Consider the following 23703-nt stretch of genomic DNA (forward strand, 5'->3'; position numbering starts at 1 on the left):
TCTTTAATGTAGCAGATGATTGGTCAGATGGTAGCTACTTTGCTCTTCCAAAAGCATTATTCCAAAGTGAATCTCAGGTCCCGATTATCTTTCGCCACATTCCCCGCAAAGTCCGCCGCATGGATACGCAAGACATAGTTGCCAGGTGCTAACCTACTGACGTCCCAGCTACCTTTTTTAGCAATCCCATCCTTGACCGAATTGCTGGCCAAGTACAAAAAGCGGGTTTTCTTCGCTCCGTGTACCGTGATGCCGCTTTCTTCTGCATACAATAATTTGACCATTTCGCGGTCAGGTGGCAGGGCATTGAATTCCATGGTCATGCGCGGGTTTTCATAGCCCGGCACTGGGCTGCCATCGGTGTACAAGAGCTGATAACCCAATTGGTACAAGCCCAGACGGCGGCGTTTGGCATTACCGTCCACCTGGTCATAGGCATCAACGACAAGGCCGTAATCCTTGACCTGGCTGGACAATAGCAGGCGGCCTTGCTGTTTGTCCTTGATCTCTTTGCCGCTGCCATCGATGATCGTGATGTCTTCTATCTCAGGTGCGACGGTATCTACCAGGCCGGGGAAGTTCAGTTGCAGCGGATTGATTTTGAGGCCCGCGTGATTATGTTCCAGATGCACATGGAACATGCGGTTGATACTGCCCAGTGCTTCGCCTGTCTTGAAGCGGGTGCCGCGCCTGACACGCACTGCATAGGGTTTGCCATCTGCCAGCGTCTGCAGCTGGAATTTATCGTCATCGATCAGCGCATCTTTAGCTGTGCGCCCCACCTTCATGTGGATGTAAGCCATGCTGTCGAGCTTGATGCCTTCGCTGAGGCCACCGTAGCCCCAGCTACCGCTGGTGCCGCGCACTTTTTCACTGGCGATGGCGTACACAGTCGTGCCCATATTTGCCTGCACATCCAGACCGCCATGGAAATGATCGCGACTTTCGCCCTCATAATTGCCGCGCACTTCACCCATGGTGCCGACGACTTCATGTGGTGACTGTTGTGGCTTGATGGGCCAGGGGTAGGATTTGATTTCATCGTCCAGGCGGGTGTTCTTGATTTTGTGCACGGGTGCTGGTGCTGGAGGTTTCGTGTCAGTTGCGGTATCAGCAGCGCCGCGGGCGCGTATCCTCAGCAATTGCAGGCGTACTGAGTCGCTGACAAACAAAGCGCCGTTGTTGTTCAGCGCTATGCCTGTAGGGTGCTGGAAGCGTGGGGTTGTCTCATCTCCAGGTTCAAAATTAATACCGACACCTGTTACGCCACGCATTTCACCTGTGGGCGAAATTTGTATGATGCGGCCCTTGCCAGCCTCGCCTATATAAAGGTGATCGTCATGGGTGGCGACTATACTCAGAGGACGGCGCATCAGGGGTTTTTCTTCGTCATCCAGGGCACGCGCCACGGTTGTGACTTGCCCATCCATGCCCAGTCTGCGTACGGCGTCATTCTTGCTGTCGGCGATGAGTAGCTCCCCCTTGCTATTGATTGCCACACCTGTAGGTGTATCAAATAGGGCAGTCGCTGCCGGGCCATCCTGATAACCCGACCCATTGCCACCAGCAAGTGTGCTGACCTGGCCATCAGTGCTGATCTTGCGTATGCGGTCGTTGTAGGTATCCGCTACATAGACATTGCCCGCTACATCAACTGCAATTCCTATCGGGCCATTGAATTGTGTTTGCGTACCGATGCCATCGTGGTAACCGGGTTTGCCATTGCCTGCCAGGGTAGTCACCATGCCTTCAGGGCTGATACTGCGTATGGCATGATTGCCAGTATCTGCTACCAACAAATTGCCCTTGCCATCCAGCGCAATGCCAGACGGCGTATTGAACGCTGCCTGATCTGTCATGCCATCAGCAAAACCTTCGACAGAACCGGCATAGGGTGTAACCGCCCCATCATTGCCGATCTTTTTGATCTGGTTATGTTCGCCCGCATCGCTGACAAAAATATTGCCCTGCTTGTCTATCGCTACTGCATAGGGGTCAGAAAAATAACTGGCATCGACATCCGGCAGGCCAGCATACACATCCAGTTCGGCTTGCCATTCAAACGAAGTTCCGGATGGCTTTTTAATCACGCCGACTTTAGCCAGCATGTTTTCAGGCATGGTGGCTGGCATATCCTTGGGCAGATAGCGCAATAGCCCCAGTATGATGGCGAGCATGGCAATGACAAACAGCAGGCGGATGACGAGGGTTCGGTGCATGAGAAAAATTGGACCAAGCAAAATACAAGTCGTGCAGCTTAGCCCAAATAACAGAGACTTGCCATCGTGCGCAGAAATTTCCTAAATAGATTAGCATCACCATTTTATGCCCAAGGGCAAGTACACATTAGGAAGGAAACACCATGTCCAGCACCGTATTAAGCAATTTTTCCATCAATAAAAAATGGCCAGCACAACATCCTGAACGCCTGCAACTGTATTCACTGCCCACTCCAAATGGCGTGAAAGTTTCCATCATGCTCGAAGAAATTGGCCTGCCGTATGAACCACATCTGGTCAATTTTGAGACCAATGACCAGACCTCGCCAGAATTCTTGTCACTGAACCCAAACAATAAAATCCCCGCCATCATCGATCCGCAAGGCCCAGGTGATAAACCGCTGGCCTTGTTTGAATCCGGTGCCATCCTGCTGTATCTGGCAGACAAGACCGGGAAATGTATCCCCACCGATGCGGCAGAGCGTTATGAATGCATACAATGGCTGATGTTCCAGATGGGTGGCATAGGCCCCATGTTTGGCCAGCTTGGCTTCTTCAATAAGTTCGCTGGCAAAACCTATGAAGACAAACGCCCGCGTGACCGTTATGTGGCAGAATCCAAACGCCTGCTGGGCGTAGTCAACCAGCGCCTGGCAGACCGGAAATGGATCATGGGCGATACCTATACCATTGCCGATATCGCGATTTTTCCATGGATACGCAACCTGATCGGTTTTTACGAAGCCGGTGACCTGGTAGGTATCAATGACTTTCCGCATGTACAACGCGCCCTGGCCGAGTTTGTGGGGCGTCCGGCAGTGCAAAGGGGCTTGTTGATACCAGGGCGTTAATGTTGAACTAATAAGCGAAATCACTTATGTAAATGATCATTTTTATTCGACAGGAGTATGAATTCAATTTTCTGAGTTTGGTTCGTACCTCCTGAAAACTAAATGTTAAATGCTTGCTCTTTCAAATTAAGTATTCAGATCAGAATTGGAATGTGAGGATCCCTATAAATGCAGATATAGTATTAACAAACAAGAAAGCGCGATAGAGGTTAAAAGGCAGCGGCGTCGATGGCATCTGGTGCGGGACATTTGCTCTTCCTGCCAAGTTTGCGCCTGTACTATCTGGCGTATCGGAGTATTCCTGTAGACAGACAAGATAATCATCAAATTTAAACATGTAGGTAGTTGCATGAGACTTTTAAAAATCATACTGTTCTTTGCAAATCTTATTTTTGTGGCGTCAGTCAATGCCGAAAGTTCAAAAAGAGCTGCTGAAATCGATAAGATCTATCAGTCAGACCAAAAGACTCGTTCGCTTTTTAAACGAGGTGATGTTTATGACAGGGCGGCTGAGTTGAAGTCGGATGCTGCCCACCGGATGCGCCTGTTTGAGATGATGGTGGATGATTTGCCTTGGACAGCCAGGGAGTTAGCTTTGGTGTCGGTTATTTTGCAACATACCAATACTGGTTCTGAATCTGAAGAAAATGAGAGTTGGCGTTCTCAGGAAAATCATCTGCTAGGTTTCTTTTTTGCACGCAAGGCTGCCAGGTTAGGCTTATTTGAGCAGGCCGGAAGCATGGTTAGCCGGGTTGAACGCTATCTTAAGGCCAGCGGCATACCCAGGGATTATGGGCTGGAACTGGTGTCAAGAATGCCTCTTAAGGTTTGCCCCATCAACCCTCAGATTACAGACGAACAAAGGCTTGATGCCGGGCTTCCGTTGAGACTGACTGAAATCATGAAAGAATTTTGTCATCCTCTGATGTCAGAATAGTTTTCGCAATGCGCGCAAGCTATGAAATTAATTCGTACATGATCACGAATGACTTTTACTAGAAATGAGTGCAATATTATCAATGCCAATTTATTGCAAATATATTTCAAGATTTCACTGGGAAAAGATAATTTTAATGGCGACAAACGCCGCACCTGCGTCGATATTTTCAATATTTAAAATTTTTGCGGTACGTGACTTCGCATTTTATTTTGCACCATGCTTTTTTATTTTTAGCACTTTGTCGATTTGTCTGTATCCCAAACGTCATTGTCATGACGGCGCATCTTGCCCGTTACAATTGAAAAGGAGAAAATCATGCAATACATGTTATTGATTGCCGCAAATGAAGCCGAAGAGCAACAAATTCCGGATGCAGAGATGATGCAAGTTATAGCTGCCTACGGTGCCTATTCCGAAGCGTTAATGCAGGCTGGTGTGTTGGTATCTGGCGAGCGTTTGCGTGAGTCGACCAGCGCAACCACGGTGCGCGTGCGCGAAGGTAAGACGATGGTGCTGGATGGCCCTTATGCCGAAGCCAAGGAGCAACTCGGTGGTTTCTACATTATCGATGTGGCCGACCTGGATGCCGCCATGCACTGGGCAGCACGTTGCCCCGGTGCAGCCTATGGCTCTATCGAAGTCAGACCTGTCTGGCCTTCAGAAAATATGCCTGGTGACGAATGCACGGCAGCAGCCTAGTTGCAAGTTCCGAAGCAGCGAGGGTAGCAGAGGCCGCCGTCCGTAACAGCTATGGGCGGCTGCTTGCCATTTTGTCGGCACGTTCGCATGACGTGGCCTGGGCAGAAGATGCTTTGTCCACGGCTTTTGAAAGTGCCTTGCAGCACTGGCCGCAAACTGGCATACCGGCAAAGCCTGAAGCCTGGTTATTGACCGTGGCCAGGCGCACCATGATCGATGTCGTGCGCCAGCGGCAAACCCAGGCAGCAGCCCTGCCTGATTTGCTCTTGCTCAGCGATGAATTGATGGAGGAGGTAGACAGCGCTGCAATCCCGGACCAGCGTCTGGCACTGATGTTTGCCTGCGCCCATCCTGCCATAGATGCCAGCATGCGGGCACCGTTGATTTTACAAACTATCCTTGGCCTGGATGCGGCGGCAATAGCCTCCGCCTTTCTGGTTTCTCCAGCCACCATGGCGCAAAGGCTGGTACGGGCCAAGGCCAAGATACGTGATTCCGGCATTCCTTTGTTAGTGCCGGACCAGAGCGTCATCGGTGAAAGGCTGGATGCCATCACCGACGCCATCTATGCCATTTATACCGCAGGCTGGGCTGATGTTACTGGTGCAGAAGGGCAAGCTAATCTGACTGATGAAGCCATCTGGCTGGCAGATTTGTTGGCTGCCTTGAAACCTGATGAAGCAGAGTCGCTGGGTTTGCTGGCACTCATGCTGTACACAGAATCGCGCCGGCCAGCGCGCCGAGATGTTAGCGGTGAGTATGTGCCGCTGGCACAGCAAGACACCAGTTTGTGGGATGGTCGGCTTATCCATGCTGCTGAAAAAATCCTCAGACGCGCTAGTGCATTGCAACAAACCGGGCGCTATCAACTGGAAGCGGCCATACAATCTGCCCATGTAGCAAGGCGCATCAGCGGCCAGACTGACTGGCCAGCCATAGTGCAACTGTATGCGCAGTTGATGCACATTACCGATTCCCCCGTAGTCGCCATCAACCATGCTATTGCAGTGGCAGAAACCGCAGGCCCACAAGTGGCTTTGCATATGCTGCCTACTGTACAGGCACAGCCGCGCCTGCAAAATTACCAGGCTTACTGGGCAGCGCGGGCGCACTTATTGAGAAGTGCCGGTGAGTTGGTACTAGCACGCCAGGCTTATGATGTTGCCATAGGGCTGGAGCCGGATAAAACCGTGCGGCGTTTCTTGCAAAAGCAGCGCGTCAGTCTGGATTAATAATTTTTGAGTAACAAGATTTCCAGCTTGTTTGCCAGGACAGCATGTTTTTTATGCACATAGTGGTAGAGTTGAGTGGTGCTGATTGCAGGTTTCAACATATGCACGGTGCCTTCCAGTCCCATTTCTCTCACCAGTTGCAAGCCAGCCTGTTCATCAATGATGATCAGTTCTACGCGCCGGTGCAGCATTTGCCGGAAGGCTGCCTTGATATTTTGTTCGGCATGGCCGGTACTGAAACCCAGGGTATTTTGTTCTATGAGCTTGGTGCCCATTTCATATGAAAAAGTGTGCTTGCGCAAACTGTCCCAGCCTTTATCAACATCTATGTTTTTATCCAGGGCAAAAGCTACGGTATTGGTGCTTGCCAGAGGCACTGAAATTTGCAGGAGATTAGGATATTCCATACTCAGGCCTGCCTTACGCATGAGTTCACCGTCAAGGCGACCGCTATTGGATTCTTGCAAGGCGCGATTACCAGGCAGGTTGACAAACTCAATCTGCACGCCCAGATTTTTATAATGCTCAGTCAGATAGGCAGCAGCATTTTTTTCCATGGGACCACCCTGGCCGAACGTGGCAATGCGCAAGTTTTCTTGCTGCGCCTGGGCGGGCCCAGTGTTGCTGAGGAAAAAAAAGCCGAATGCATAAAGCCAAGTCGCTATTGTCTTGCCATGCTTGCCTGAGATCATGTCTGAACTCCATCTCCATCACTGGATGCGTGTTTTCCTCAAGAATTGCCAAGGCAGATACGCCTGGCAATTTTTTTGCCCATGTCAAATAGATCATGTCAGATGGACCATGGTAGATTAGCATGCCAGGATATATTATGCAGCCAAACGCCAATGCGGTTAGAATCTCGCCTGTCTAAAATAAATGGGCGAGAGCATGAACGCAACAAGCAACACTGGATTGACTCCACAGCAATTATTTGAAAACAACCGCAATTGGGCTGCTGCGATCACGGCAAAAGATGCTGATTTTTTTAAGAAGCTGGCAGCACAACAAAGCCCTGAATACTTATGGATAGGCTGCTCTGATAGCCGCGTTCCAGCGAATGAATTGCTGGGTCTTTTGCCTGGCGAATTATTCGTCCACCGCAATATTGCCAACGTCGTCGTCCATTCTGATTTGAATTGCCTGTCGGTACTGCAATTCGCGATTGACGTGCTTGGCGTCAAGCACATCATCATCTGCGGTCACTATGGTTGCTCAGGTGTGCATGCTGCATTGACCAAACGCCGTGTTGGCCTGGCAGACAACTGGTTGCGCCATGTGCAGGACGTGCATCAAAAGCATGAAAAATACCTGGGTGAGGCACTGTCTTTGCAGCAACAAAGCGAACGCCTGTGCGAATTGAATGTCATCGAACAAGTCGTCAACCTGTGCCAGACCACTATCGTGCAAGATGCATGGGACCGTGGCCAGCCATTAACCGTGCATGGTTGGGTGTACGGCTTGCGTGATGGCTTGCTCAGTGAGTTGGGGATGACCGTCAGCTCAGCCGATGAACTGGCCCCGCACCTCGAAGCCAGTTTGGCGCGTTATGATGAAGTGGCGAAATAAGTGGCTAAATCAGTGACAATTAAGTTGTAGACTGGATAGATGGCTGCATTAAGCAGCCATCGCTACATTTGCAACGACTATGCATCTTCGCAATGGAGTTATCCAAATGAAAATGCGAAAAAAATCAGATTTGCCCAGCAAACTTTGCCAGACTTGCGGTTTGCCATTTAACTGGCGCAAGAAATGGGAAAAAAACTGGGACGAAGTCAAATATTGTTCCCAGCGCTGTCGCAACAACAATCACGGCAATAGCAGTGGCAAGTCACAGGCTTGAGAGCCGTTATCAAATCGGAAAGCGCCATGCAAACTGCTGCACCCGCAACCACATTGCGCCTTATTCTGGGTGACCAGCTCAATCCTGTGCATAGCTGGTTTAGCCAAACTTCCGACGATGTCGTTTATGTCATGATGGAAATCCGGCAAGAAACGGATTACGTCCTGCACCACGCCCAAAAAATCATCGCCATCTTTGCTGCCATGCGCGATCTGGCTACGCAACTGCAAGCTGCCGGACATCGCCTGCACTATCTGACTATCGATGATGCAGACAATACACAATCACTGACAGCCAATCTTGACTGGCTGCAGGCGCATTATCAGTGCAGCCAGTTTGAATACCAGGAGCCTGATGAATTCAAGCTCGATGCGCAACTTGCTGCCTACAGCGACGCCAGCGAGATCAATTGCCGCATGTGCAGTAGCGAACATTTTTTTACCCGCCGTGATGAAGCCGCCATCCTGTTTGAAGGTCGCAAGAAATGGCTGATGGAAAATTTCTATCGCCACATGCGCGTCAAGCACCAGGTCTTGCTGGAAGAGGCGAACAAGCCAGTAGGCGGTCAGTGGAATTATGATCACGACAATCGCAAAGTCTGGCCAGGCATACCCTGGGAGCCGGCAGATTTCCGGCCACGGCATGATCATTCAGCTTTATGGGCAACCATACAGCAGGCAGGGATCAATAGCTTTGGCGACGCAAACGCAAGCAACTTCGCATGGCCACTGAACCGCGCAGAAGCACTGGCGCAACTCGACGCTTTTATCCAGCATGCCCTGCCGCATTTTGGTGAGTTTCAGGATGCCATGAGCAGCAAGTCATGGCGATTGTTCCATTCGCTGATTTCCTTTGCCCTGAATGTCAACATGCTGCATCCACAAGAAGTGGTCAGCAAGGTCGAAGCTGCTTTGTGGTCAGGTCATGCCGCCTTGCCTGCGGTAGAGGGGTATATACGACAGATACTGGGCTGGCGCGAATATGTGCGTGGTATCTACTGGGCGCAAATGCCCGGCTATGATGAGCATAATTTCTTTGCCCATGAAGCAGAATTACCATCATGGTTCTGGACTGGAAAAACAAAAATGCGTTGTCTCTCCAGCGCCATCAGCCAGTCGCTGGAACATGCCCACGCCCACCATATACAAAGACTGATGGTCATTGGTAATTTTGCCTTGCTGGCGGGCTTGCAGCCACAGCAGGTACATCGCTGGTATCTCGGTATTTATATTGATGCGTTTGAGTGGGTAGAGTTGCCCAATACTCTGGGCATGAGCCAGTTTGCTGATGGTGGTATGCTTGCTACCAAACCCTATGTGTCAGCCGCAGCCTATATTGACAAAATGAGTGATTATTGCAAGGGCTGTCATTATGATAAAAAGCAACGCACTGGTGAAAGTGCCTGCCCCTACAATGCCCTCTACTGGGATTTTTTTGCGCGTAACGAAGACAAGTTATCCAGCAACCCGCGCATAGGCATGGTGTACCCGCAACTCAGGAAAATGGATAAAGAAGTCTTGCAGGGGCTACGCGACAGGGCAACAGATATACGCGCCAGCCTCGACGATCTTTAAGTACATTGTTTGCAGCACCTCGCATTTGAAAGCCAGAAAATGAATCCCATACAGCCAAACAAGCTCATGCTCTCCAAATGGACTGCGGTAGAAGTCGTTGCCAAACAAAAGCACTTTCTGGTCAGTAAAGTCTATTTGCCTGAGCAACAAGAAGGGCAGCTTGTCATGAATACCCAGGTAGAATTTGTTGAGCTTGAAGCTGTCTATACCAAGGCCAAGCGTAAGATCGCCTGGCGGGAACTGACTGACACGACCATGTGGAAACAAGGATGGGTATGATGGCGGATAGTTTACTAAGCTCCTTCCCGCAGGGCTTCAGGGCGCTTGTGATTGGCGCTTCTGGTGGCATAGGTGCGGCATTTGTAGAATTATTGCGTGCGCAAGAACATTGCGGCCAGGTTGTAAGCCTGCATCGCCAAAGCCAGCCGCCACTGGACTTCGCCCTTGAAGAGAGCATCGCGCAAGCCGCTACTGTGATGAAAGAACACGGCCCTTTTCATCTCATCATCAATGCGACTGGCGTATTGCATACCGCTGACTTCATGCCTGAGAAAAAACTGGCCGATTTGCAGTATGCACAAATGCAGGCGACCTTCCTCGTCAATACCTTTGGCCCGGCCATGCTCCTGCGTCACTTCGCACCTCTGCTCGACAAGCAAAGAGGCGTCATGGCGATGCTCTCTGCCAAGGTTGGCAGCATAGAAGATAACCGGCTTGGCGGCTGGTATAGCTATCGCGCCTCCAAGGCCGCATTGAACATGATGATCAAGACCGCAGCCATAGAACTTAAACGCACCCAGCCAAACGCAGTTTTATTTGCCTTGCACCCCGGCACGGTCAACACTGCATTGTCACAACCCTTTCGCGGTGCCAGCATAGGCCGCCCTGTCACACAGGCAGCCAGTGAAATGCTGGCTTTGATCGACAGCATGCAGCCTGCACAATCGGGCGAGTTTTATACCTATGCTGGAGAGACGCTGCCCTGGTAAATTCTCAAAGCAGTTGCATAACTTCATGCAACTGCTTGCGTGGTTTTTGCGGCCAGTTGCCTGCCGCCGCATAACCCACAGTGATCAGCATGACCGGGATTTCTGTTTCATGCAAATCAAACTCACGCGTCACCGCATCTGTATCAAAGCCACTCAGGGCGCAAGATGCCAGCCCCTTGCCTTGTGCTGCCAGCATCAGCGTCATGGCCGCCAGTGAAGCTGAGCGCAAGGCCTCATCCCTTTGCAACATCGCATTATCAGTATGGCTTTGTGTTGCCATGCCCACCCATGTCGTCAACATCTGGTCGTCAATGATCCCCACATCAACAGCCGGGCGTAAGGCGGGTTCAAGCTGAGTGTGCGCATTCAGCGTGCCGCAGATGATGAAAGTCACTGCAGCATCGCTGACCTTTTGCTGATTAAAAGCTGCTGCCTGCAAACGCTGCTTGGCCACGTCGCTGACAACGGCCAGGAATTTCCAGTTCTGAAAATTATAGGCAGACGGCGCCAGGGTCGCCAGTCTTACCAGTTCGCTGATTTCGGCATGGCTGAGTTTGCGATTGCTGTCGTAGTTATTCGCAGAGACACGGGACTCGATAATTTCTTGTATGGATGCGTGCATTTTGTTTTCCTTGATGAAGGTGAAGATGAAAGTGACGGCGATAAAAATTTCAGGCCTGGTTGCGCATGCTTTTTTGCACGACGATGACACTGGTAAGAACGATCAATAAACCTGCCAGCGACATCCCCCGCATGCTTTGATCCAGCACGACCCAGCCCAGGATGACGGCGGTGATGGGGCTTAACAAACCGAGTGAAGACACGGCAACTGGTGACAAGCGCGCTATGCCGCGAAACCACAGGCTATACGCCAGTAGTGCACCCACAATGGACAGATAGGCATAACCCAATATCTGCGTCAGGTTCAGTGCAGGCAGTGGGGCATCCACTAGCAGGCTTAAAGGCAGCAGGATCAAGCCACCCAGTAACAGCTGCCAGCCAGTGAAAGCCAACACCGGCAAACTGCTTTGCCAGCGTCGCGACAAATATGTGCCACCCGCCATGCAAATCGCCCCTGTCGCAGCGGCAGCCAGGCCCACGGCATCCATCACTGCAGTCGCCGACAGCAATAAAGCTGCCATGCCCAGCACCGCAAAGATGCTGGCCGTGATTGCCACCACCGCTGGCCTGCGCTTGTCCAGCAACCAGGCCATCGCCATGATCAGTAAGGGTTGTATGGAGCCAATCACGGCTGCCATACCACCAGGCAGGCGATAAGCCGCAATGAACAGCAAAGCCTGGAAGAAACCTATGTTCAGCGCCGCCAGCACCAGCAAACGTCCCCATTCACGCGACAAAGGCAGGCGCTTGCAAAACAGCACCAGCAAAATCCCGCTGGGCAGACAGCGTAGCAAGGCAGCAGTAAATGGCCGGTCTGGTGGCAAGAATTGTGTCGTGACGATATAAGTCGAACCCCAGATGGCAGGTGCCAGCGCAGTCAACAAGGTATCGAGCCAGAAGTTAAGTCGGGAAGGCATATTTGCAGTTTTCATGATAATGTCTTGAGTTCAAGATAAATCATGGTAGCACAAACTATCTTGATATCAAGATAAAATCCCCGTGCTGCGTGTGGTCTTTCAAGGCATGGGCAAGGAGGCGCAGCAACCAGCGCATATAATGGACGCCTGCAAAGAATAAATAATCAGGGAGTAAGCAAGATGGGGGAAAAGACAATGGATGCAGTCGACAAGATACTGGAGCAGTGGCGCATTGCCAGACCAGACCTTGATTGCAGCCCCATGGAAAACATAGGCCGCCTGCGCCGTTGCAGTGACCTGCTGGGGCGCGAACTGGAAGCCACCTTCAGCAGCTTCGGCATGAGCGCCTGGGAGTTTGATATGCTGGCCACACTGCGACGCTCCAGCGCCACTTTCTGCATGAGCCCGACCGATCTGTTCTCGAAACTCATGGTCACCTCCGGCACCATGACCCACAGACTGCAAAAACTCGAAGCCAGCGGCTGGATACTACGCCTGCAAAACCCCGACGACGCCCGCAGCATGCTGGTGCAATTGACAGATACCGGCAAAGACCTGGTAGACCGCGCAGTGGCTGCTCATGTGGAAAATGAAAGGCGCATCATGTCTGGTTTGAGTGCTGCGGATTTGAAACGTTTGAATGAAGGGCTGAGGGCGATGCTGGCGGTGCTGGAGAAGGTGGAAGGGTGATGGCAAAAAATTTTTTGTGTGATGATCAGAACGTAGTCGCATGAATAAAAATTGCAACTGGATAATCGTAGGGCGCAATATATTGCGCCGTATGTGCGCATCGCACACGACATACATATTTATCCCGGAACCTTGACGCACCATGCGGCGCATTGCATTACGCCCTACGCCATTGAAAACGATCATTGAAGCAAAGTTGAGTCAGGCTGCACAAAAGAAAAACGATTTTATTTTATCGGAGGATATGTGGGAGATTGCAAGCGATGACAGTGCAACGACCTGAAGGATTTATTTGCAGGCATAAGGACGTCAAACTCGAAGGCTATTTTTTGGGTTTCGTCACGACAGGAAATCCAGTTATCCAGGGTGGATATTGTGTATATGAATTTTCAACCTTGCCAAAACCTGTAAAGATAGTATCTTCAGCACTTTGGCGTGGTTACGTATCGCATTATCTGCTGGATGAGCACGGTCATTTATATCTGCAGGGATTCGAATATCCTGGCCAGCGCGTTGAATTTTGCGATATCGCTCATGAGAAATTGACGGGGGATTTTTACCTTGCTTTTTCCAAAGGAATTTACATCGACAGGACCTATGTACCTTTTAAAGATGGCGTGGTGGTCACAGATGAATCATTGTGGATAAAGGAAAATACCGGCCGCACCAGAAACTCATGGATGCTGGAGGCAGAAGCAAAATTCCTTGAAGAAAATAATTGCTTTGTCAGCATAGATTTTGGTGTGAATGCACTGGCAATTCAGGAGCAATATACGGTTTACATTGATGGCAATATTGCCTCCACCCACAAGAAAGATATTGCACCAAAAAATTCTATTTTGATGCGTGTCAAGCAAGGTGATCATAGAATTGTTGTGCGCGAACTTGATTACAAGAAAAAAGACAGGAAGGAATCTGAGACGCTTTATTTTTCAGTTACTCCGGAACATGAGGTGCATTTTCGTTTTCGCGTCGTCAATGATGAGTTGCAGTTGAGTGTAGATTAATCCAGGATTTGGGAGGTGCTGGCCAGCGCGTAGATAAGATTTTTCACAACGTAATCGTACGCATAGTGTGCATCAAAATAAGTATCTCAGATCTTCGCGTTAAAGCTGTCAGAGAAATGCTTTTTTTAGTTTAATGTTTGGTACGTTCTTTTAACTGAGTTGTTAGCGGCGACTTGCATGCGTCCGCTTACGCAAGCTAATCGGACCTACCTGACATACCTGTGCTTATGCTCCGCAGTCCCAAAAAAGTTTTATCAATTCATTTATTCAGCCTTGGCCTATCGCCTCAATAAGTCCTGGTACCGGCAGCTTTAGCACGTTGCCCGCTGAATTGTCCTTTTCCAAAACCTGTCAAATTCCAGTGCCCGGATACTGCACCTGTCGCCAGATTGATCTTGCCATCGAAGCTGGCTGAACCGGCAAGGCCTTTTCCTGTCATTTGTACGACACCGTCGGTCGATACCTTGCCAGTAATGGTAAAGCTGCTGCGGGCGGTGTGCGAGTCGGCAGAACCGAGGATATTGCCTTTATGGTCAACGTGGATATAAAACGTACCTGTGTCGGCGCCTTGATAGCTACCGTAATATTCGCCAAGTATGCCTTGGTTGCCAGACTCACTGGCACCACTCTGTGCTGATTCTCTGGCCAGCAATCTTGCCTGTGAGCGCAGTTGCGCAATATTGATTGAATTTTTGGCAGACGAATTTGCTTCGACACCTGCTTCGATACCTGCTGTGATATCACTCCTTGATTTTTCTGTCGCCTGAGGTACGGGCAATTTATCGACTGCTGCAGGGCTTGTAGCTGCTGATTTCTTTGCTGGAAGCGGGGTTTCTTTTTGAGAAGTAAGCGGTGGCTTTTGTTGCGCGGGTTTTTCTTGTTCGGGTTTTGGTATCAATGGCGAGCTTTGCTTCGCCACAGAGGTCAGGAAAGTTACGTCTGTTCCTTGTGCCGTATTATCAGTCTGGCGAGTATTGTGTTGAGACAGTACCAGGAGCAGCAGTATGTGCATCGCCAGGATGGCAATCAGCGGCCATATACGGATAGCTGTGCCGCCATGCAATGATTGCTGTATTGATGTCATCCACATATCCCCTGACTTGACGTGGTTCCTGCATTGAGGGCACCAGGGGCATGATATGACAAATCAGTTTGATATGTTTCTGTCATTTTTGAGGCATGTGATGCGTCCGATTAAGTAGCGACTAATCTGGAGCTACGAGCTGACATGCGTACGATTACGCTGCGCTAATCGTACCTACAAGGCTTGCATGCGTCACACCGTAATACCCCAAAAACATTCCCGCCGTCAGTTCGATCAAGACCTTTTGCTGAGATTCTTCCAGCATGGGCTGTCCCATTGCCACCTGCGGCCAGAAGGCCAGGGACTTGAGCTGGCCTTGCAGCATGTCGCCCATGAAGTAGGGGTCGCCAGCTTTCAGCTTGCCATCGGCCTGCGCTGCCCTGATCCAGGCGACGATGCCTTCTTCGCGTTTGCTCATGCGCTCTACCATGTCGCGGGCGCGGTCCGGGGTGTGGATGGTGGCGGCGACCGCGACGCGTACCAGGTCGATGAAATTGGTGTCGCTCATCAGGCGCATCTTGTTACCAAGGAAAGTTTCCAGCTGTTCGCGCAGGTTTTTATCGGCCTGATAGCGAAAATCATCCTGAGAAACAGCGCTTTGCCACAATTTTAACAATATTGCGGCGAACAAATCGTCTTTACTAGGGAAGTGGTTGTACACCGTGCGTTTTGAGACGACAGCCGTGGCAGCGATCTTGTCCATGCTGGTTGCATCGAAACCATTGAGGCGAAATTCATGGATGGCTGCCTGCAGGATGGCTTCGCGTTTGCGGTCGGTCTGGCGTACGGGTTCGGACATGTTGTATTTAAGTAATCTTGACTGGTTTACAGCGAGAGGCTGCGGATAAAAAGAATTTTACACTAAGTAGTTTACTTTTCTAAATTTAGAAACTACACTGTGTAGTGTAATAATTCGATGCAGTAATTAATTTGTGAGCCAGTTTTTCATTTTATGCCCAAATTTTCGCGATTTGTATTCAGTCTCTTTATGACAGGAGTGTTGATCACCATGGCCTATGTTTCTTCTCCCAGTAATGCCCAGCAGTTACCCACTGTGCCACCGCAGCCTGCCAGTGCAGGTTTTGTCAACCAGGCACCTACCCGTGAACCCAGTTTGTTGGGCAACATGAAAATTATGTGGAAATTTTTCTTCGACAAACCCAAGGATACGGTGCCAGGTGGCAGTATCCCTGTGTTTGAATTGACGAAAGAACAGTTATTGGCTGCACCAGACTATAGTTTGTACCGTCTAGGTCATTCGACCATGCTGATGAAATTGCAGGGTGAATTCTGGCTGACTGACCCGGTGTTTTCTGAGCGGGCCTCACCTTTCCAGTGGATGGGGCCAAAGCGTTTTCACCAGCCACCGATCAGTATTGCTGACATGCCACCCATCAAGGGCATCATCTTGTCGCATGATCATTATGATCACCTGGATTATGCCGCTATCCTGCAACTGGCGAAAAAAACTGAGCACATCCTGACACCGACTGGTGTGGGTGATCGCCTCATCAAATGGGGTATAGATGCAAGCAAAGTGCAGCAACTGGGCTGGTGGCAAAGCACCTGGATCAATGGCACGCAGTTTGTCGCGACACCTGCCCAGCACTTTTCTGGCCGTGGCTTGCATGACCGTGACCAGACCCTGTGGTCATCCTGGAGCATACTCACGCCTGAGCTGAAAATTTTCTTTAGCGGTGACACTGGTTACTTCAAAGGCTTTAAAGAGATAGGCGACAAATACGGCCCCTTCGATCTGACCCTGATAGAAACCGGTGCCTATAACAAGATGTGGCCTGACGTGCACATGCAGCCAGAGCAATCGCTGCAAGCGCATATTGATTTGCGTGGCAAAACCATGCTGCCTATTCATAATGGTACTTTTGATTTATCCATGCATAGCTGGTTCGAACCTTTTGAGCGCATTGTCGCGCTGGCCAAGCAGCAGGGTGCAAGGATAAGCACACCGCAAATGGGGGAGGAAGTCGATATCGCCGAACCGCAAACCGGTAAGCGCTGGTGGCTGTTCCCGCTGGCGCAAGCTGGCAAGCCTGTATCTTTACAATCCGCTTTGGCGGAATAAAATCAGATAATGATGAGGACAGGAATTTCTTTGCTTGGCTTCTTGCGGGATGGCAGCCTGGGTGCTTTCATTCCGCGTAAACATTGTAGCCCGGTTGATGTGTTTGCCTGCCTGGGATCAGCGGATGAAGTATATATGCCAGATGACCTGGACTTGCCTTACCAGCCGGGTAGTGCGGCCTGCTTTCCCCTCGTAGTCGCCTATGGTGATCTGGAGTTTCATTTTGCTGGCGAAAAAGAATTGGCTACAGTGTTCGTCGATACATTTTCTGGTGTAGCGCAACAAGCTGATGGCGGGCCTCTGCTTTTGCAAGACCGGAAATTTTTGCGCCAAGGTTTGCCTTTGTCAGAATTTTTAAAAATGGCAAGGCAAGCCGGGTTGGAAATTACCGATGTGCGCGAGCACGCACCGCCGTATGCCATGATTGCCACTACTGCGGCGGGCATAGAAGTTGGATTCGAACATGATGATCCTGAATTACCAGATTCGCAGGCGACATTGCGCTGGTTTTGCTGGATGCATGCTTAGAAATTTTGGGCTGGGAAAGATCAGGTCAAATGCATTGATCAGCGAGAAGCTCGCCGACTGAGCAAGGCCCTGTCGACGAGCTTGCCAACTTTAGAAACTATGTTCCAGCGCCGGGAAAGACTTGTCTTTTACTGCTGCCACATAAGCCAAAACCGCAGCATCGATGCTGGTCTGGCCTTCCATGAAATTTTTCACGAAGCGGGCTTTGCGGCCAGGGAAGACGCCCAGCAAATCGTGCATGACCAATACCTGACCTGAGCAATCAACACCTGCACCTATGCCTATGGTGGGGATGTGCAAAGAGTCTGTGACTTCCTTTCCCAGGCTGGCGGGGATGGCTTCGAGTACCAACAGGGTGGCACCGGCTTCCTGTACTGCCAGGGCTTCGGTTTTGAGCAGGTTGGCGGAGACATCTGTCTTGCCTTGTACCTTGTAGCCGCCCAGTTGATGCACGGATTGGGGTGTCAGGCCCAGGTGGGCGCAGACGGGGATGGCGCGTTCAGTCAGGAACTTGATGGTGGGCAGCAGCCAGGTGCCACCTTCGAGTTTGACCATTTGCGCACCAGCTTGCACCAGTTGCACCGCATTGTTGAAAGCCGCTTCTGGTGTGGCATAGCTGCCAAAAGGCATGTCGGCAATAACCAGGGCTTTTTGATTTCCACGGGCGACAGCAGCTGTGTGGTAAGCCACGTCTTGCAGTGTTACTGGCAGGGTGGAATCATGTCCCTGGCATACCATGCCGAGGGAATCACCGATGAGCAAAATTTCTACGCCGCAACGGTCCATCAGGGATGCAAAGCTGGAATCATAGCAGGTGAGCATGGTGATTTTTTCACCTTTTTCACGCAGTGCGATCAAGCCAGGAATGCTTACTGCTTTACGGTCTTGCAAATATTCAGCCATTCTTTTTCTCCAAAGGTGATGCTGTCATTGGTTTTTGTTTGACAGCGATTTTGTCTCCACCAGCAGCCTCTTAAGATTCAAGGTATTAATCACTTGCCAATGAACAGGAACGCCACTGCCGCCATGATGCACGCAAATGCCGCGCCGTGTCGCCAGTGTAAAGGTTCACCTAGGACAATGACCATGAATACGCCAAATACAATCAGGGCAATGGCTTCTTGTGCGACCTTCAATTGTCCTGGGGACCAGCCACTGGCGAAACCAATCCGGTTGGCTGGAACAGCCAGGCAGTATTCCACAAATGCAATCGCCCAACTGAGCAAGATCACGCCAAACAAAGGCTTGTTCATCCCACCTTTGAGGTGCCAGTACCAGGCGATCGTCATGAAGATGTTGGAGAGCGAAAGCAGCAGGATAATTTTCATGTTGATTTTTTTTGCCATGCTTGTGTAGCATTTTACGCATATGTAAATACCACGGCGACATCATACATCAGCAAGTCGGAAACGTTCAGTGGGTGTTGTAGGAGCGGCTCTAGCTGCGAACTTGTGCTAGGCCCCTGTGTCATCTGCCTCGCCAATACATGCTGCAAATGCATGGACGCTTGACGCCACGATTGTATCTTCCTGGGTGCCGTGATCCCAGTATCTAACCGAGCCGTCGCAGTGGCGTAGAAAAAAATTACCGTGTTCTTCTACACCAATAATGCAAACCTGCTTCCCCCTCCACCATGGAGTATCGAGCGGCCTCCAGTCCTCCTCGCGCAGCAACACAACAATTGCCAGTTTCCGCCCGTTCGGGAGGATAATGCTCCGCCGCCAAAAAAATTTGGTTCGGACTTTCTCAAAGTGATCATCTTGATTCATTAATCAGCTGTCTGTAGTGATTTGTTGACGATTTATTCACCGATTTGATTTGAATTGGTAGCGTCAGTTATGGTCCGATTGGGTGATTCTGATAGAGAACGACCAACGGGAAAATACGCCGATACAATACTATAATGGTTTTCAAATTTTCAGCGGCACCTTGGTCCTGGATGTGATGTTGCTCAAATCATTGGTTTCGCGTTGTAGGAGCCTCTTTAGCCGGAAACATTTGAATTGTGATGATATTAATCATTCGCGGCCGAAGCCACTCCTATGGCGATAATTTCTGTAGTCGTTGTTCGGCCACAGCCGCGACATAATCTTGCGCAAGGCCTTTGCCAGGGATGCTGACATCTGCCGCCAGTTGCAGCAAGGGTAGCAAGACAAAGGCGCGTTCTGTCATGCGTGGATGTGGGACTTGCAGGTCAATGGTATTGATTTCTTCCATACCGTACATGAGCAAATCCAGGTCCAGGGTACGTGGGGCATTGCGGTAGGGGCGTTCGCGGCCATGCGCCAGTTCTATGGCTTGCAGGTGTTGCAGAATGTCGGTGGCGCTCAGGCTGCTTGCCAGTTCAGCCACTGCATTGACATAATCATCACCAGTCGAATCTATGGGCGCGCTGCCAAACATGGCGGACTGCGCCACGAGGGTAGTGTCCGGCAATTGCGCCAGCGCGTCTATGGCTTTGCCTACAGTGACTTTAGCGTCACCGAGGTTGGCACCTATGCCTACAAAAATTCGCATGCTCATTCTGCTGCAGCGGCTGCCTTGCGTGGGGCGCGGCGGCGGGGTTTGCGTTTTTTGGGGCCGGCTTCGGTTGCCTTGGGTTTGGTGTTGATGAGGCGGTCACGCTCTACACTGTCGCCTTCCATGAAGTCAGTCCACCATTCGCCGATTTCTTCATCGATTTCACCGGAGGCGCAACGCAGCAGCAAGAAGTCATAACCGGCACGCAGGCGTGGGTGCTCCAATACTTTGTACGGGGTTTTGCCTACGCGTTTTTCAAAGCGTGGCTGCATGGCCCAGATGTCGCGCATGTCCGAGCCGATCTTGCGCTGGATTGCCAGGGCGTCGGTTTGGGTATTTAAGACATCATCTGCTGCCAGGTGCAGGGCAGGGATGGGGAATTCGCCAGCGGCTTTATAGGCTTCCCATTTTTCCACAACCTGGTGCCACAGCAGAGATGCAAACAAAAAGCCTGGTGAGACTGGCTTGCCTTGCTGCACGCGTTCGTCGGTATTGGCCAGGGCCAGGGTCACGAATTTTTCGCCCAGGGGTTGCTCCAGCACCACGTCCAGCAGAGGCATCAGGCCATGGTGCAGGCCTTCTTTACGCAGTTGTTGCAGACAGGCCATGGCGTGGCCGCTGGTCAGCAGTTTCAGGGTTTCATCAAAGACGCGGGCGGCAGGCACATTGTTGATTAGCGGTGCCATCACGGCGATGGGGGCGCGGGTGGCGGCATCTATCGTGAAGTTCAGTTTTGCGGCAAAGCGTACCACGCGCAACATTCGCACAGGGTCTTCCCGGTAGCGGGCTTCTGGCACGCCGATGATGCGCAGGGTTTTCTTTTTGATGTCTTTCATGCCGCCGTGATAGTCGAGCACGATCTGGGATGCCGGGTCGTAGTACATGGCATTGACGGTGAAGTCGCGGCGGGCGGCATCTTCATATTGTTCGCCAAAGGTGTTGTCACGCAGCACGCGGCCATGCTCATCCTTGGGCGCGCCATCAGTGGCAGCGCCACGGAAGGTGGTGACTTCCAGCAAGTCCTGCCCAAACATGACGTGCACGATCTGGAAGCGGCGGCCTATGATAAAGGCGCGACGGAACAAACGCTTGACCTGTTCAGGCGTGGCATTGGTGGCAATGTCAAAGTCCTTGGGTTTGACACCAGTCAACAAGTCGCGCACAGCACCACCCACGACGAAGGCCTTGAAGCCATTTTCTTGCAGGGTCTGGGTGATGCGTATGGCATTCGCGGACACCAGTTGCGGGTCTATGCCGTGGTCTTTATGACTCAGCACAGTGGGCTTTTGGTTGGCGCTGGCGGCATCGCTCTTGTTTTTTACGCCCAGTATTTTGCGAATAAATTTCTTGATCATTGCTTGTCAAACAGGTGAAGTTGAGGCCAACCTTTTGCCAGTGCATGGGCACTTAATTTGGCATTGGGATTGGTTGCGACAGGATGGCTGACGCGTTCCAGCAGCGGTATATCGTTTTGCGAATCGCTATAAAAATAACTATGGGTAAAGTCGCTGAGTTGCAGGTCCTTCTTTACCAGCCAGTCTTGCAGATGCACGACCTTGCCAGCGCCAGAACTGGGCACGCCCAGCAGCTTGCCAGTGATATTGCCATTGGCATCGAGCTCAGGTTCTGCCGCCATCAAGTGTTCTACGCCCAGCGCGATGGCGATGGGGGCAGTCACAAAACGGTTAGTGGCGGTGATGATGGCGATCAGGTCGCCCTGGTCCTGATGCTTCCTGATTAAATCATAGGCAGCAGGCAACAGAGCAGGATTGATGACTTCCTGCATGAATTGTTGATGCAAGTCATCCAGTTTGCTACGCGGGAATTGCGCCAGTGTGCCGAGGGCAAATTCCAGGTACTCGACCGGGTCCAGTGTGCCAGCCTGGTATTGGGCAAAAAACTCGGCATTGCGGCGGGCAAATTCATCAGCATCGACAGCACCGACGCGGCACAGGAACTGGCCCCATTCAAAATCAGAATCGATGGGGATCAGGGTGTGGTCAAGATCAAAGAGGGCGATATTGCGCATGCTAGGTCTGCTAATCGTTCGTAGTGTCCAGGCCAGGCTGTTGCTGCAACATCAGTTCGCGCAGCAATGGCAGGGTGATGGGACGTTTGGTTTCCAGTGAATAATGGTCGAGCTGGTCCAGAACATCGGTCAGCGAACTCATGTCACGGCGGTAATGGGTTATCAGATAGGGTAACACGCCGGGTGACAGTTGTATGCCCCGCGCATGGGCGGCACGCTCTAAGGCATCGATCTTCTCTTCATCGGTCAGGCCATGTACCTGATAAATCAGGCCCCAGCCAAAACGGGTGCGCAAGTCGTCACGCACATTTAGAATCATGGGCGGGCGATTACCCGCACCGATCAAGAAACCGCCACGAGCGCGTGCCTCGTTAAACAGATTAAAGGCAGCGATCTGGTTCAACGGCGGCAACTGGTCGCAATCGTCCAGCAGGTAGAGGCTGACACCTTCGGTAAAGTCAAAGGCGCTTTCCGGCGCATCTGCCGGGATATAGCGGGCCGTAGCATCAGCCGCCAGGGCATGCAGCAAATGGGTCTTGCCAGCACCTGGCTCACCCCAGATATAGACCGAGCGTTCGCCATACTGGCTAGTGATACGCTGGTCAAACATGCCCAGCAATTGTGCCAGCTCAGCATTTTGCCCCACCACAAAGGTGGCAAGGGACGGCAGTTTTTGCGCGTCCAGGTCGAGTAATAATTGCCTCATGTCTGGCTATAAAATGGACTATTCAGGTAAGACACACGCAAATGCTTGACGGCAACCGAGATCACGGCAGAGGCTGGCAAGGCAATCAGAATGCCGATAAAGCCAAACAATTGTCCGAATGCCATCAAGGCAAAAATCACGGTCAAAGGATGCAGGCCTATGCGCTCACCCACCAGGCGTGGTGTCAGGTAAAACGATTCTACGACCTGGCCTATGCCATAGATGGCAGCTACCCACACCAGGCCACTAAAGCCATCAAATTGCAGGATAGCACCAATCACCGCCAATACCAGCCCCAGGCCATAGCCCAAGTAGGGAATGAACACCAGGAAGCCAGTGATAATGCCCACCGGCAAAGCCAGGTCAAAACGGGCAATGCTGAGCGCCACCGAGTAATACACCGCCAGCACGATCATGACAAGAATTTGCCCACGCAGGTATTGCGCCAGAATATCATCCACTTCCAGCACAGCGTTCGCGGTGACGCTGACATAGCGGCGCGGGATGAAATGACTCAGACGCCTGATCAGGGAATGCCAGTCCATCAACAGATAGAACAGCACGATAGGGATCAGCAGCAAGTTAGCCACCATGCCCAGCACAGCAGTGCCGCCAACCCGGATCGAATTCAGGACGGCCTTACCGATGACATCACCACTATTTGCCATTTGCTCAGTCAGTAAAGCCTTAATGCCAGTACTATCCAGACGCACCTTGATACCAAATTCAGACAGCATGGGTGCCAGCATTTCATCGAGCTTGTCAAAGAAGCGCGGGATCTGATCTTGCAATTGTGGTATTTCTTTTTGCAGAATGGGGATCATGACCAGCACCATGGCCAGCACTGCAGCAATCAAAATCACGATGACCAGGGTAGCCGCCACAGAGCGTGGCAAACCTATCTTGCGCACGCGCAGGGCGCACAGCTTGTCTACCCATGGCGTCAGTACGTAGGACAATATGCTGGCGACGATGAAGGGCATCAGCACTGGACCCAGCAAAGACAGCAGTAGCAACAAGGCAAATGCCAGGGCCAGCCACAGCATGGATTGTTTTTGCTCCGACGTAAAAGAAAATGGCATTTTTAGAGTTGGTTAGTAGTCATTTGTCATCAAAATTACCGTCTGTCCCAAAAATACGGGGTTTTCGCGGTCAATTTGTTAAAATAGCGCTT

26 protein-coding genes are annotated in these 23703 nt (G+C 51.2%); 13 read left to right on the top strand and 13 right to left on the bottom strand.

From position 1 onward, the window contains the following. Positions 1-56: 56 nt before the first annotated feature. Positions 57-2219: a gluconolaconase gene (locus H8L47_RS09250; protein WP_186953299.1), complete on the bottom strand. Its 2163-nt coding sequence runs from the start codon at positions 2217-2219 to the stop codon at positions 57-59. Positions 2220-2362: 143 nt separating this feature from the next. On the opposite strand from H8L47_RS09250, the gene H8L47_RS09255 reads away from it, so the two are divergent. From H8L47_RS09255 to H8L47_RS09270, 4 genes are all read left to right on the top strand, one after another. Further along, complete coding sequence (locus H8L47_RS09255; RefSeq protein ID WP_186953300.1) at positions 2363-3070, top strand: glutathione S-transferase N-terminal domain-containing protein; 708 nt, start codon at positions 2363-2365, stop codon at positions 3068-3070. A 349-nt stretch (positions 3071-3419) separates the two neighbouring features. Then, the gene (locus H8L47_RS09260; RefSeq protein WP_186953301.1) at positions 3420-4007 is read left to right on the top strand and encodes a hypothetical protein; all 588 of its coding nucleotides are present in this window, start codon (positions 3420-3422) and stop codon (positions 4005-4007) included. Between the two features lie 318 nt (positions 4008-4325). Beyond that, positions 4326-4709, top strand: coding sequence for a YciI family protein (locus H8L47_RS09265; RefSeq protein ID WP_186953302.1), 384 nt, complete (start codon positions 4326-4328; stop codon positions 4707-4709). Next, complete coding sequence (locus tag H8L47_RS09270) at positions 4691-5941, top strand: RNA polymerase sigma factor (protein WP_186953303.1); 1251 nt, start codon at positions 4691-4693, stop codon at positions 5939-5941. The genes H8L47_RS09265 and H8L47_RS09270 overlap by 19 nt, the downstream gene beginning before the upstream one ends. Here the strand turns inward: H8L47_RS09270 and H8L47_RS09275 are convergent. Then, positions 5938-6633 carry a type 2 periplasmic-binding domain-containing protein gene (locus tag H8L47_RS09275; RefSeq protein ID WP_186953304.1) on the bottom strand — a complete coding sequence of 232 codons (696 nt, stop codon included), beginning with the start codon at positions 6631-6633 and terminating at the stop codon, positions 5938-5940. The genes H8L47_RS09270 and H8L47_RS09275 overlap by 4 nt on opposite strands. A gap of 196 nt (positions 6634-6829) precedes the next feature. Here H8L47_RS09275 and can point away from each other — a divergent pair, with 196 nt between their 5' ends. The 5 genes from can to H8L47_RS09300 all read left to right on the top strand — a co-directional run bounded on the left by can (position 6830) and on the right by H8L47_RS09300 (position 10344). Beyond that, positions 6830-7507, top strand: a complete 678-nt coding sequence (gene can, locus H8L47_RS09280) for a carbonate dehydratase (protein WP_186953305.1) — start codon at positions 6830-6832, stop codon at positions 7505-7507. A 106-nt stretch (positions 7508-7613) separates the two neighbouring features. After that, positions 7614-7781, top strand: a complete 168-nt coding sequence (locus H8L47_RS09285; protein WP_186953306.1) for a DUF2256 domain-containing protein — start codon at positions 7614-7616, stop codon at positions 7779-7781. A 26-nt stretch (positions 7782-7807) separates the two neighbouring features. Continuing rightward, complete coding sequence (locus H8L47_RS09290) at positions 7808-9355, top strand: cryptochrome/photolyase family protein (protein ID WP_186953307.1); 1548 nt, start codon at positions 7808-7810, stop codon at positions 9353-9355. Positions 9356-9394: 39 nt separating this feature from the next. Next, the gene (locus H8L47_RS09295; protein ID WP_186953308.1) at positions 9395-9634 is read left to right on the top strand and encodes a TIGR02450 family Trp-rich protein; all 240 of its coding nucleotides are present in this window, start codon (positions 9395-9397) and stop codon (positions 9632-9634) included. Next, on the top strand, positions 9631-10344 hold the full coding sequence (locus H8L47_RS09300; RefSeq protein WP_186953309.1) for an SDR family NAD(P)-dependent oxidoreductase: 714 nt from the start codon (positions 9631-9633) through the stop codon (positions 10342-10344). Before H8L47_RS09295 ends, H8L47_RS09300 begins: the two co-directional genes overlap by 4 nt. A 4-nt stretch (positions 10345-10348) precedes the next feature. On the opposite strand, the gene H8L47_RS09305 is transcribed toward H8L47_RS09300, so the two are convergent. Both H8L47_RS09305 and H8L47_RS09310 read right to left on the bottom strand, forming a co-directional pair. Beyond that, entirely contained in the window at positions 10349-10966 is a 618-nt protein-coding gene (locus H8L47_RS09305) for a nitroreductase family protein (protein ID WP_186953310.1), read from the bottom strand. A gap of 49 nt (positions 10967-11015) precedes the next feature. Then, a complete protein-coding gene (locus tag H8L47_RS09310) occupies positions 11016-11897 on the bottom strand; it encodes an EamA family transporter (protein ID WP_230413667.1) in 882 nt (293 codons plus the stop codon). A gap of 165 nt (positions 11898-12062) precedes the next feature. On the opposite strand from H8L47_RS09310, the gene H8L47_RS09315 reads away from it, so the two are divergent. Then, positions 12063-12572 (top strand): MarR family winged helix-turn-helix transcriptional regulator, encoded by a 510-nt coding sequence (locus tag H8L47_RS09315; protein WP_186953311.1) that lies wholly within the window; start codon positions 12063-12065, stop codon positions 12570-12572. A gap of 254 nt (positions 12573-12826) precedes the next feature. Next, entirely contained in the window at positions 12827-13579 is a 753-nt protein-coding gene (locus H8L47_RS09320) for a hypothetical protein (RefSeq protein ID WP_186953312.1), read from the top strand. A 286-nt stretch (positions 13580-13865) separates the two neighbouring features. Here H8L47_RS09320 and H8L47_RS09325 read toward each other — a convergent pair whose 3' ends face one another. Continuing rightward, the gene (locus tag H8L47_RS09325) at positions 13866-14663 is read right to left on the bottom strand and encodes a hypothetical protein (protein ID WP_186953313.1); all 798 of its coding nucleotides are present in this window, start codon (positions 14661-14663) and stop codon (positions 13866-13868) included. Between the two features lie 154 nt (positions 14664-14817). Continuing rightward, a complete protein-coding gene (locus H8L47_RS09330; protein ID WP_186953314.1) occupies positions 14818-15462 on the bottom strand; it encodes a TetR/AcrR family transcriptional regulator in 645 nt (214 codons plus the stop codon). A 189-nt stretch (positions 15463-15651) separates the two neighbouring features. Here H8L47_RS09330 and H8L47_RS09335 point away from each other — a divergent pair, with 189 nt between their 5' ends. Further along, the gene (locus H8L47_RS09335) at positions 15652-16746 is read left to right on the top strand and encodes an MBL fold metallo-hydrolase (RefSeq protein ID WP_186953315.1); all 1095 of its coding nucleotides are present in this window, start codon (positions 15652-15654) and stop codon (positions 16744-16746) included. Between the two features lie 9 nt (positions 16747-16755). Further along, on the top strand, positions 16756-17274 hold the full coding sequence (locus H8L47_RS09340; protein WP_222616469.1) for a hypothetical protein: 519 nt from the start codon (positions 16756-16758) through the stop codon (positions 17272-17274). Between the two features lie 90 nt (positions 17275-17364). Here the strand turns inward: H8L47_RS09340 and panB are convergent, their stop codons facing one another. The 7 genes from panB to H8L47_RS09375 all read right to left on the bottom strand — a co-directional run bounded on the left by panB (position 17365) and on the right by H8L47_RS09375 (position 23611). Then, positions 17365-18177, bottom strand: coding sequence for a 3-methyl-2-oxobutanoate hydroxymethyltransferase (gene panB / locus H8L47_RS09345; protein ID WP_186953316.1), 813 nt, complete (start codon positions 18175-18177; stop codon positions 17365-17367). An 89-nt stretch (positions 18178-18266) separates the two neighbouring features. Next, positions 18267-18620 carry a DMT family protein gene (locus H8L47_RS09350; RefSeq protein ID WP_222616470.1) on the bottom strand — a complete coding sequence of 118 codons (354 nt, stop codon included), beginning with the start codon at positions 18618-18620 and terminating at the stop codon, positions 18267-18269. 694 nt (positions 18621-19314) lie between these two features. After that, entirely contained in the window at positions 19315-19791 is a 477-nt protein-coding gene (gene folK / locus H8L47_RS09355) for a 2-amino-4-hydroxy-6-hydroxymethyldihydropteridine diphosphokinase (RefSeq protein WP_186953317.1), read from the bottom strand. 2 nt (positions 19792-19793) lie between these two features. Then, positions 19794-21149 carry a polynucleotide adenylyltransferase PcnB gene (pcnB, locus tag H8L47_RS09360; protein WP_186953318.1) on the bottom strand — a complete coding sequence of 452 codons (1356 nt, stop codon included), beginning with the start codon at positions 21147-21149 and terminating at the stop codon, positions 19794-19796. After that, on the bottom strand, positions 21146-21823 hold the full coding sequence (locus tag H8L47_RS09365) for a histidinol-phosphatase (RefSeq protein ID WP_186953319.1): 678 nt from the start codon (positions 21821-21823) through the stop codon (positions 21146-21148). The genes pcnB and H8L47_RS09365 overlap by 4 nt, the downstream gene beginning before the upstream one ends. Before the next feature lie 10 nt (positions 21824-21833). Beyond that, positions 21834-22529 (bottom strand): DnaA regulatory inactivator Hda, encoded by a 696-nt coding sequence (hda, locus tag H8L47_RS09370; RefSeq protein WP_186953320.1) that lies wholly within the window; start codon positions 22527-22529, stop codon positions 21834-21836. Then, positions 22526-23611, bottom strand: coding sequence for an AI-2E family transporter (locus tag H8L47_RS09375; protein ID WP_186953321.1), 1086 nt, complete (start codon positions 23609-23611; stop codon positions 22526-22528). Before H8L47_RS09375 ends, hda begins: the two co-directional genes overlap by 4 nt. Positions 23612-23703 lie beyond the last annotated feature (92 nt).

Source organism: Undibacterium umbellatum, assembly GCF_014284125.1.
GTDB classification, from domain to species: Bacteria; Pseudomonadota; Gammaproteobacteria; order Burkholderiales; family Burkholderiaceae_D; genus Undibacterium; species Undibacterium umbellatum.

Excerpts from the sequence above, each read along its gene's own strand:
- pcnB (WP_186953318.1), bottom strand. The coding sequence starts at position 21,149 with ATGATCAAGAAATTTATTCGCAAAATACTGGGCGTAAAAAACAAGAGC.
- panB (WP_186953316.1), bottom strand. The coding sequence starts at position 18,177 with ATGGCTGAATATTTGCAAGACCGTAAAGCAGTAAGCATTCCTGGCTTG.
- H8L47_RS09375 (WP_186953321.1), bottom strand. The coding sequence starts at position 23,611 with ATGCCATTTTCTTTTACGTCGGAGCAAAAACAATCCATGCTGTGGCTG.
- H8L47_RS09265 (WP_186953302.1), top strand. The coding sequence starts at position 4,326 with ATGCAATACATGTTATTGATTGCCGCAAATGAAGCCGAAGAGCAACAA.
- H8L47_RS09260 (WP_186953301.1), top strand. The coding sequence starts at position 3,420 with ATGAGACTTTTAAAAATCATACTGTTCTTTGCAAATCTTATTTTTGTG.
- H8L47_RS09310 (WP_230413667.1), bottom strand. The coding sequence starts at position 11,897 with ATGAAAACTGCAAATATGCCTTCCCGACTTAACTTCTGGCTCGATACC.
- H8L47_RS09275 (WP_186953304.1), bottom strand. The coding sequence starts at position 6,633 with ATGATCTCAGGCAAGCATGGCAAGACAATAGCGACTTGGCTTTATGCA.
- H8L47_RS09335 (WP_186953315.1), top strand. The coding sequence starts at position 15,652 with ATGACAGGAGTGTTGATCACCATGGCCTATGTTTCTTCTCCCAGTAAT.
- folK (WP_186953317.1), bottom strand. The coding sequence starts at position 19,791 with ATGCGAATTTTTGTAGGCATAGGTGCCAACCTCGGTGACGCTAAAGTC.
- can (WP_186953305.1), top strand. The coding sequence starts at position 6,830 with ATGAACGCAACAAGCAACACTGGATTGACTCCACAGCAATTATTTGAA.
- H8L47_RS09330 (WP_186953314.1), bottom strand. The coding sequence starts at position 15,462 with ATGTCCGAACCCGTACGCCAGACCGACCGCAAACGCGAAGCCATCCTG.
- H8L47_RS09300 (WP_186953309.1), top strand. The coding sequence starts at position 9,631 with ATGATGGCGGATAGTTTACTAAGCTCCTTCCCGCAGGGCTTCAGGGCG.
- H8L47_RS09340 (WP_222616469.1), top strand. The coding sequence starts at position 16,756 with ATGATGAGGACAGGAATTTCTTTGCTTGGCTTCTTGCGGGATGGCAGC.
- H8L47_RS09295 (WP_186953308.1), top strand. The coding sequence starts at position 9,395 with ATGAATCCCATACAGCCAAACAAGCTCATGCTCTCCAAATGGACTGCG.
- H8L47_RS09250 (WP_186953299.1), bottom strand. The coding sequence starts at position 2,219 with ATGCACCGAACCCTCGTCATCCGCCTGCTGTTTGTCATTGCCATGCTC.
- H8L47_RS09285 (WP_186953306.1), top strand. The coding sequence starts at position 7,614 with ATGAAAATGCGAAAAAAATCAGATTTGCCCAGCAAACTTTGCCAGACT.
- H8L47_RS09270 (WP_186953303.1), top strand. The coding sequence starts at position 4,691 with ATGCACGGCAGCAGCCTAGTTGCAAGTTCCGAAGCAGCGAGGGTAGCA.
- H8L47_RS09325 (WP_186953313.1), bottom strand. The coding sequence starts at position 14,663 with ATGACATCAATACAGCAATCATTGCATGGCGGCACAGCTATCCGTATA.
- H8L47_RS09315 (WP_186953311.1), top strand. The coding sequence starts at position 12,063 with ATGGGGGAAAAGACAATGGATGCAGTCGACAAGATACTGGAGCAGTGG.
- H8L47_RS09290 (WP_186953307.1), top strand. The coding sequence starts at position 7,808 with ATGCAAACTGCTGCACCCGCAACCACATTGCGCCTTATTCTGGGTGAC.
- H8L47_RS09350 (WP_222616470.1), bottom strand. The coding sequence starts at position 18,620 with ATGGCAAAAAAAATCAACATGAAAATTATCCTGCTGCTTTCGCTCTCC.
- H8L47_RS09365 (WP_186953319.1), bottom strand. The coding sequence starts at position 21,823 with ATGCGCAATATCGCCCTCTTTGATCTTGACCACACCCTGATCCCCATC.
- hda (WP_186953320.1), bottom strand. The coding sequence starts at position 22,529 with ATGAGGCAATTATTACTCGACCTGGACGCGCAAAAACTGCCGTCCCTT.
- H8L47_RS09305 (WP_186953310.1), bottom strand. The coding sequence starts at position 10,966 with ATGCACGCATCCATACAAGAAATTATCGAGTCCCGTGTCTCTGCGAAT.
- H8L47_RS09255 (WP_186953300.1), top strand. The coding sequence starts at position 2,363 with ATGTCCAGCACCGTATTAAGCAATTTTTCCATCAATAAAAAATGGCCA.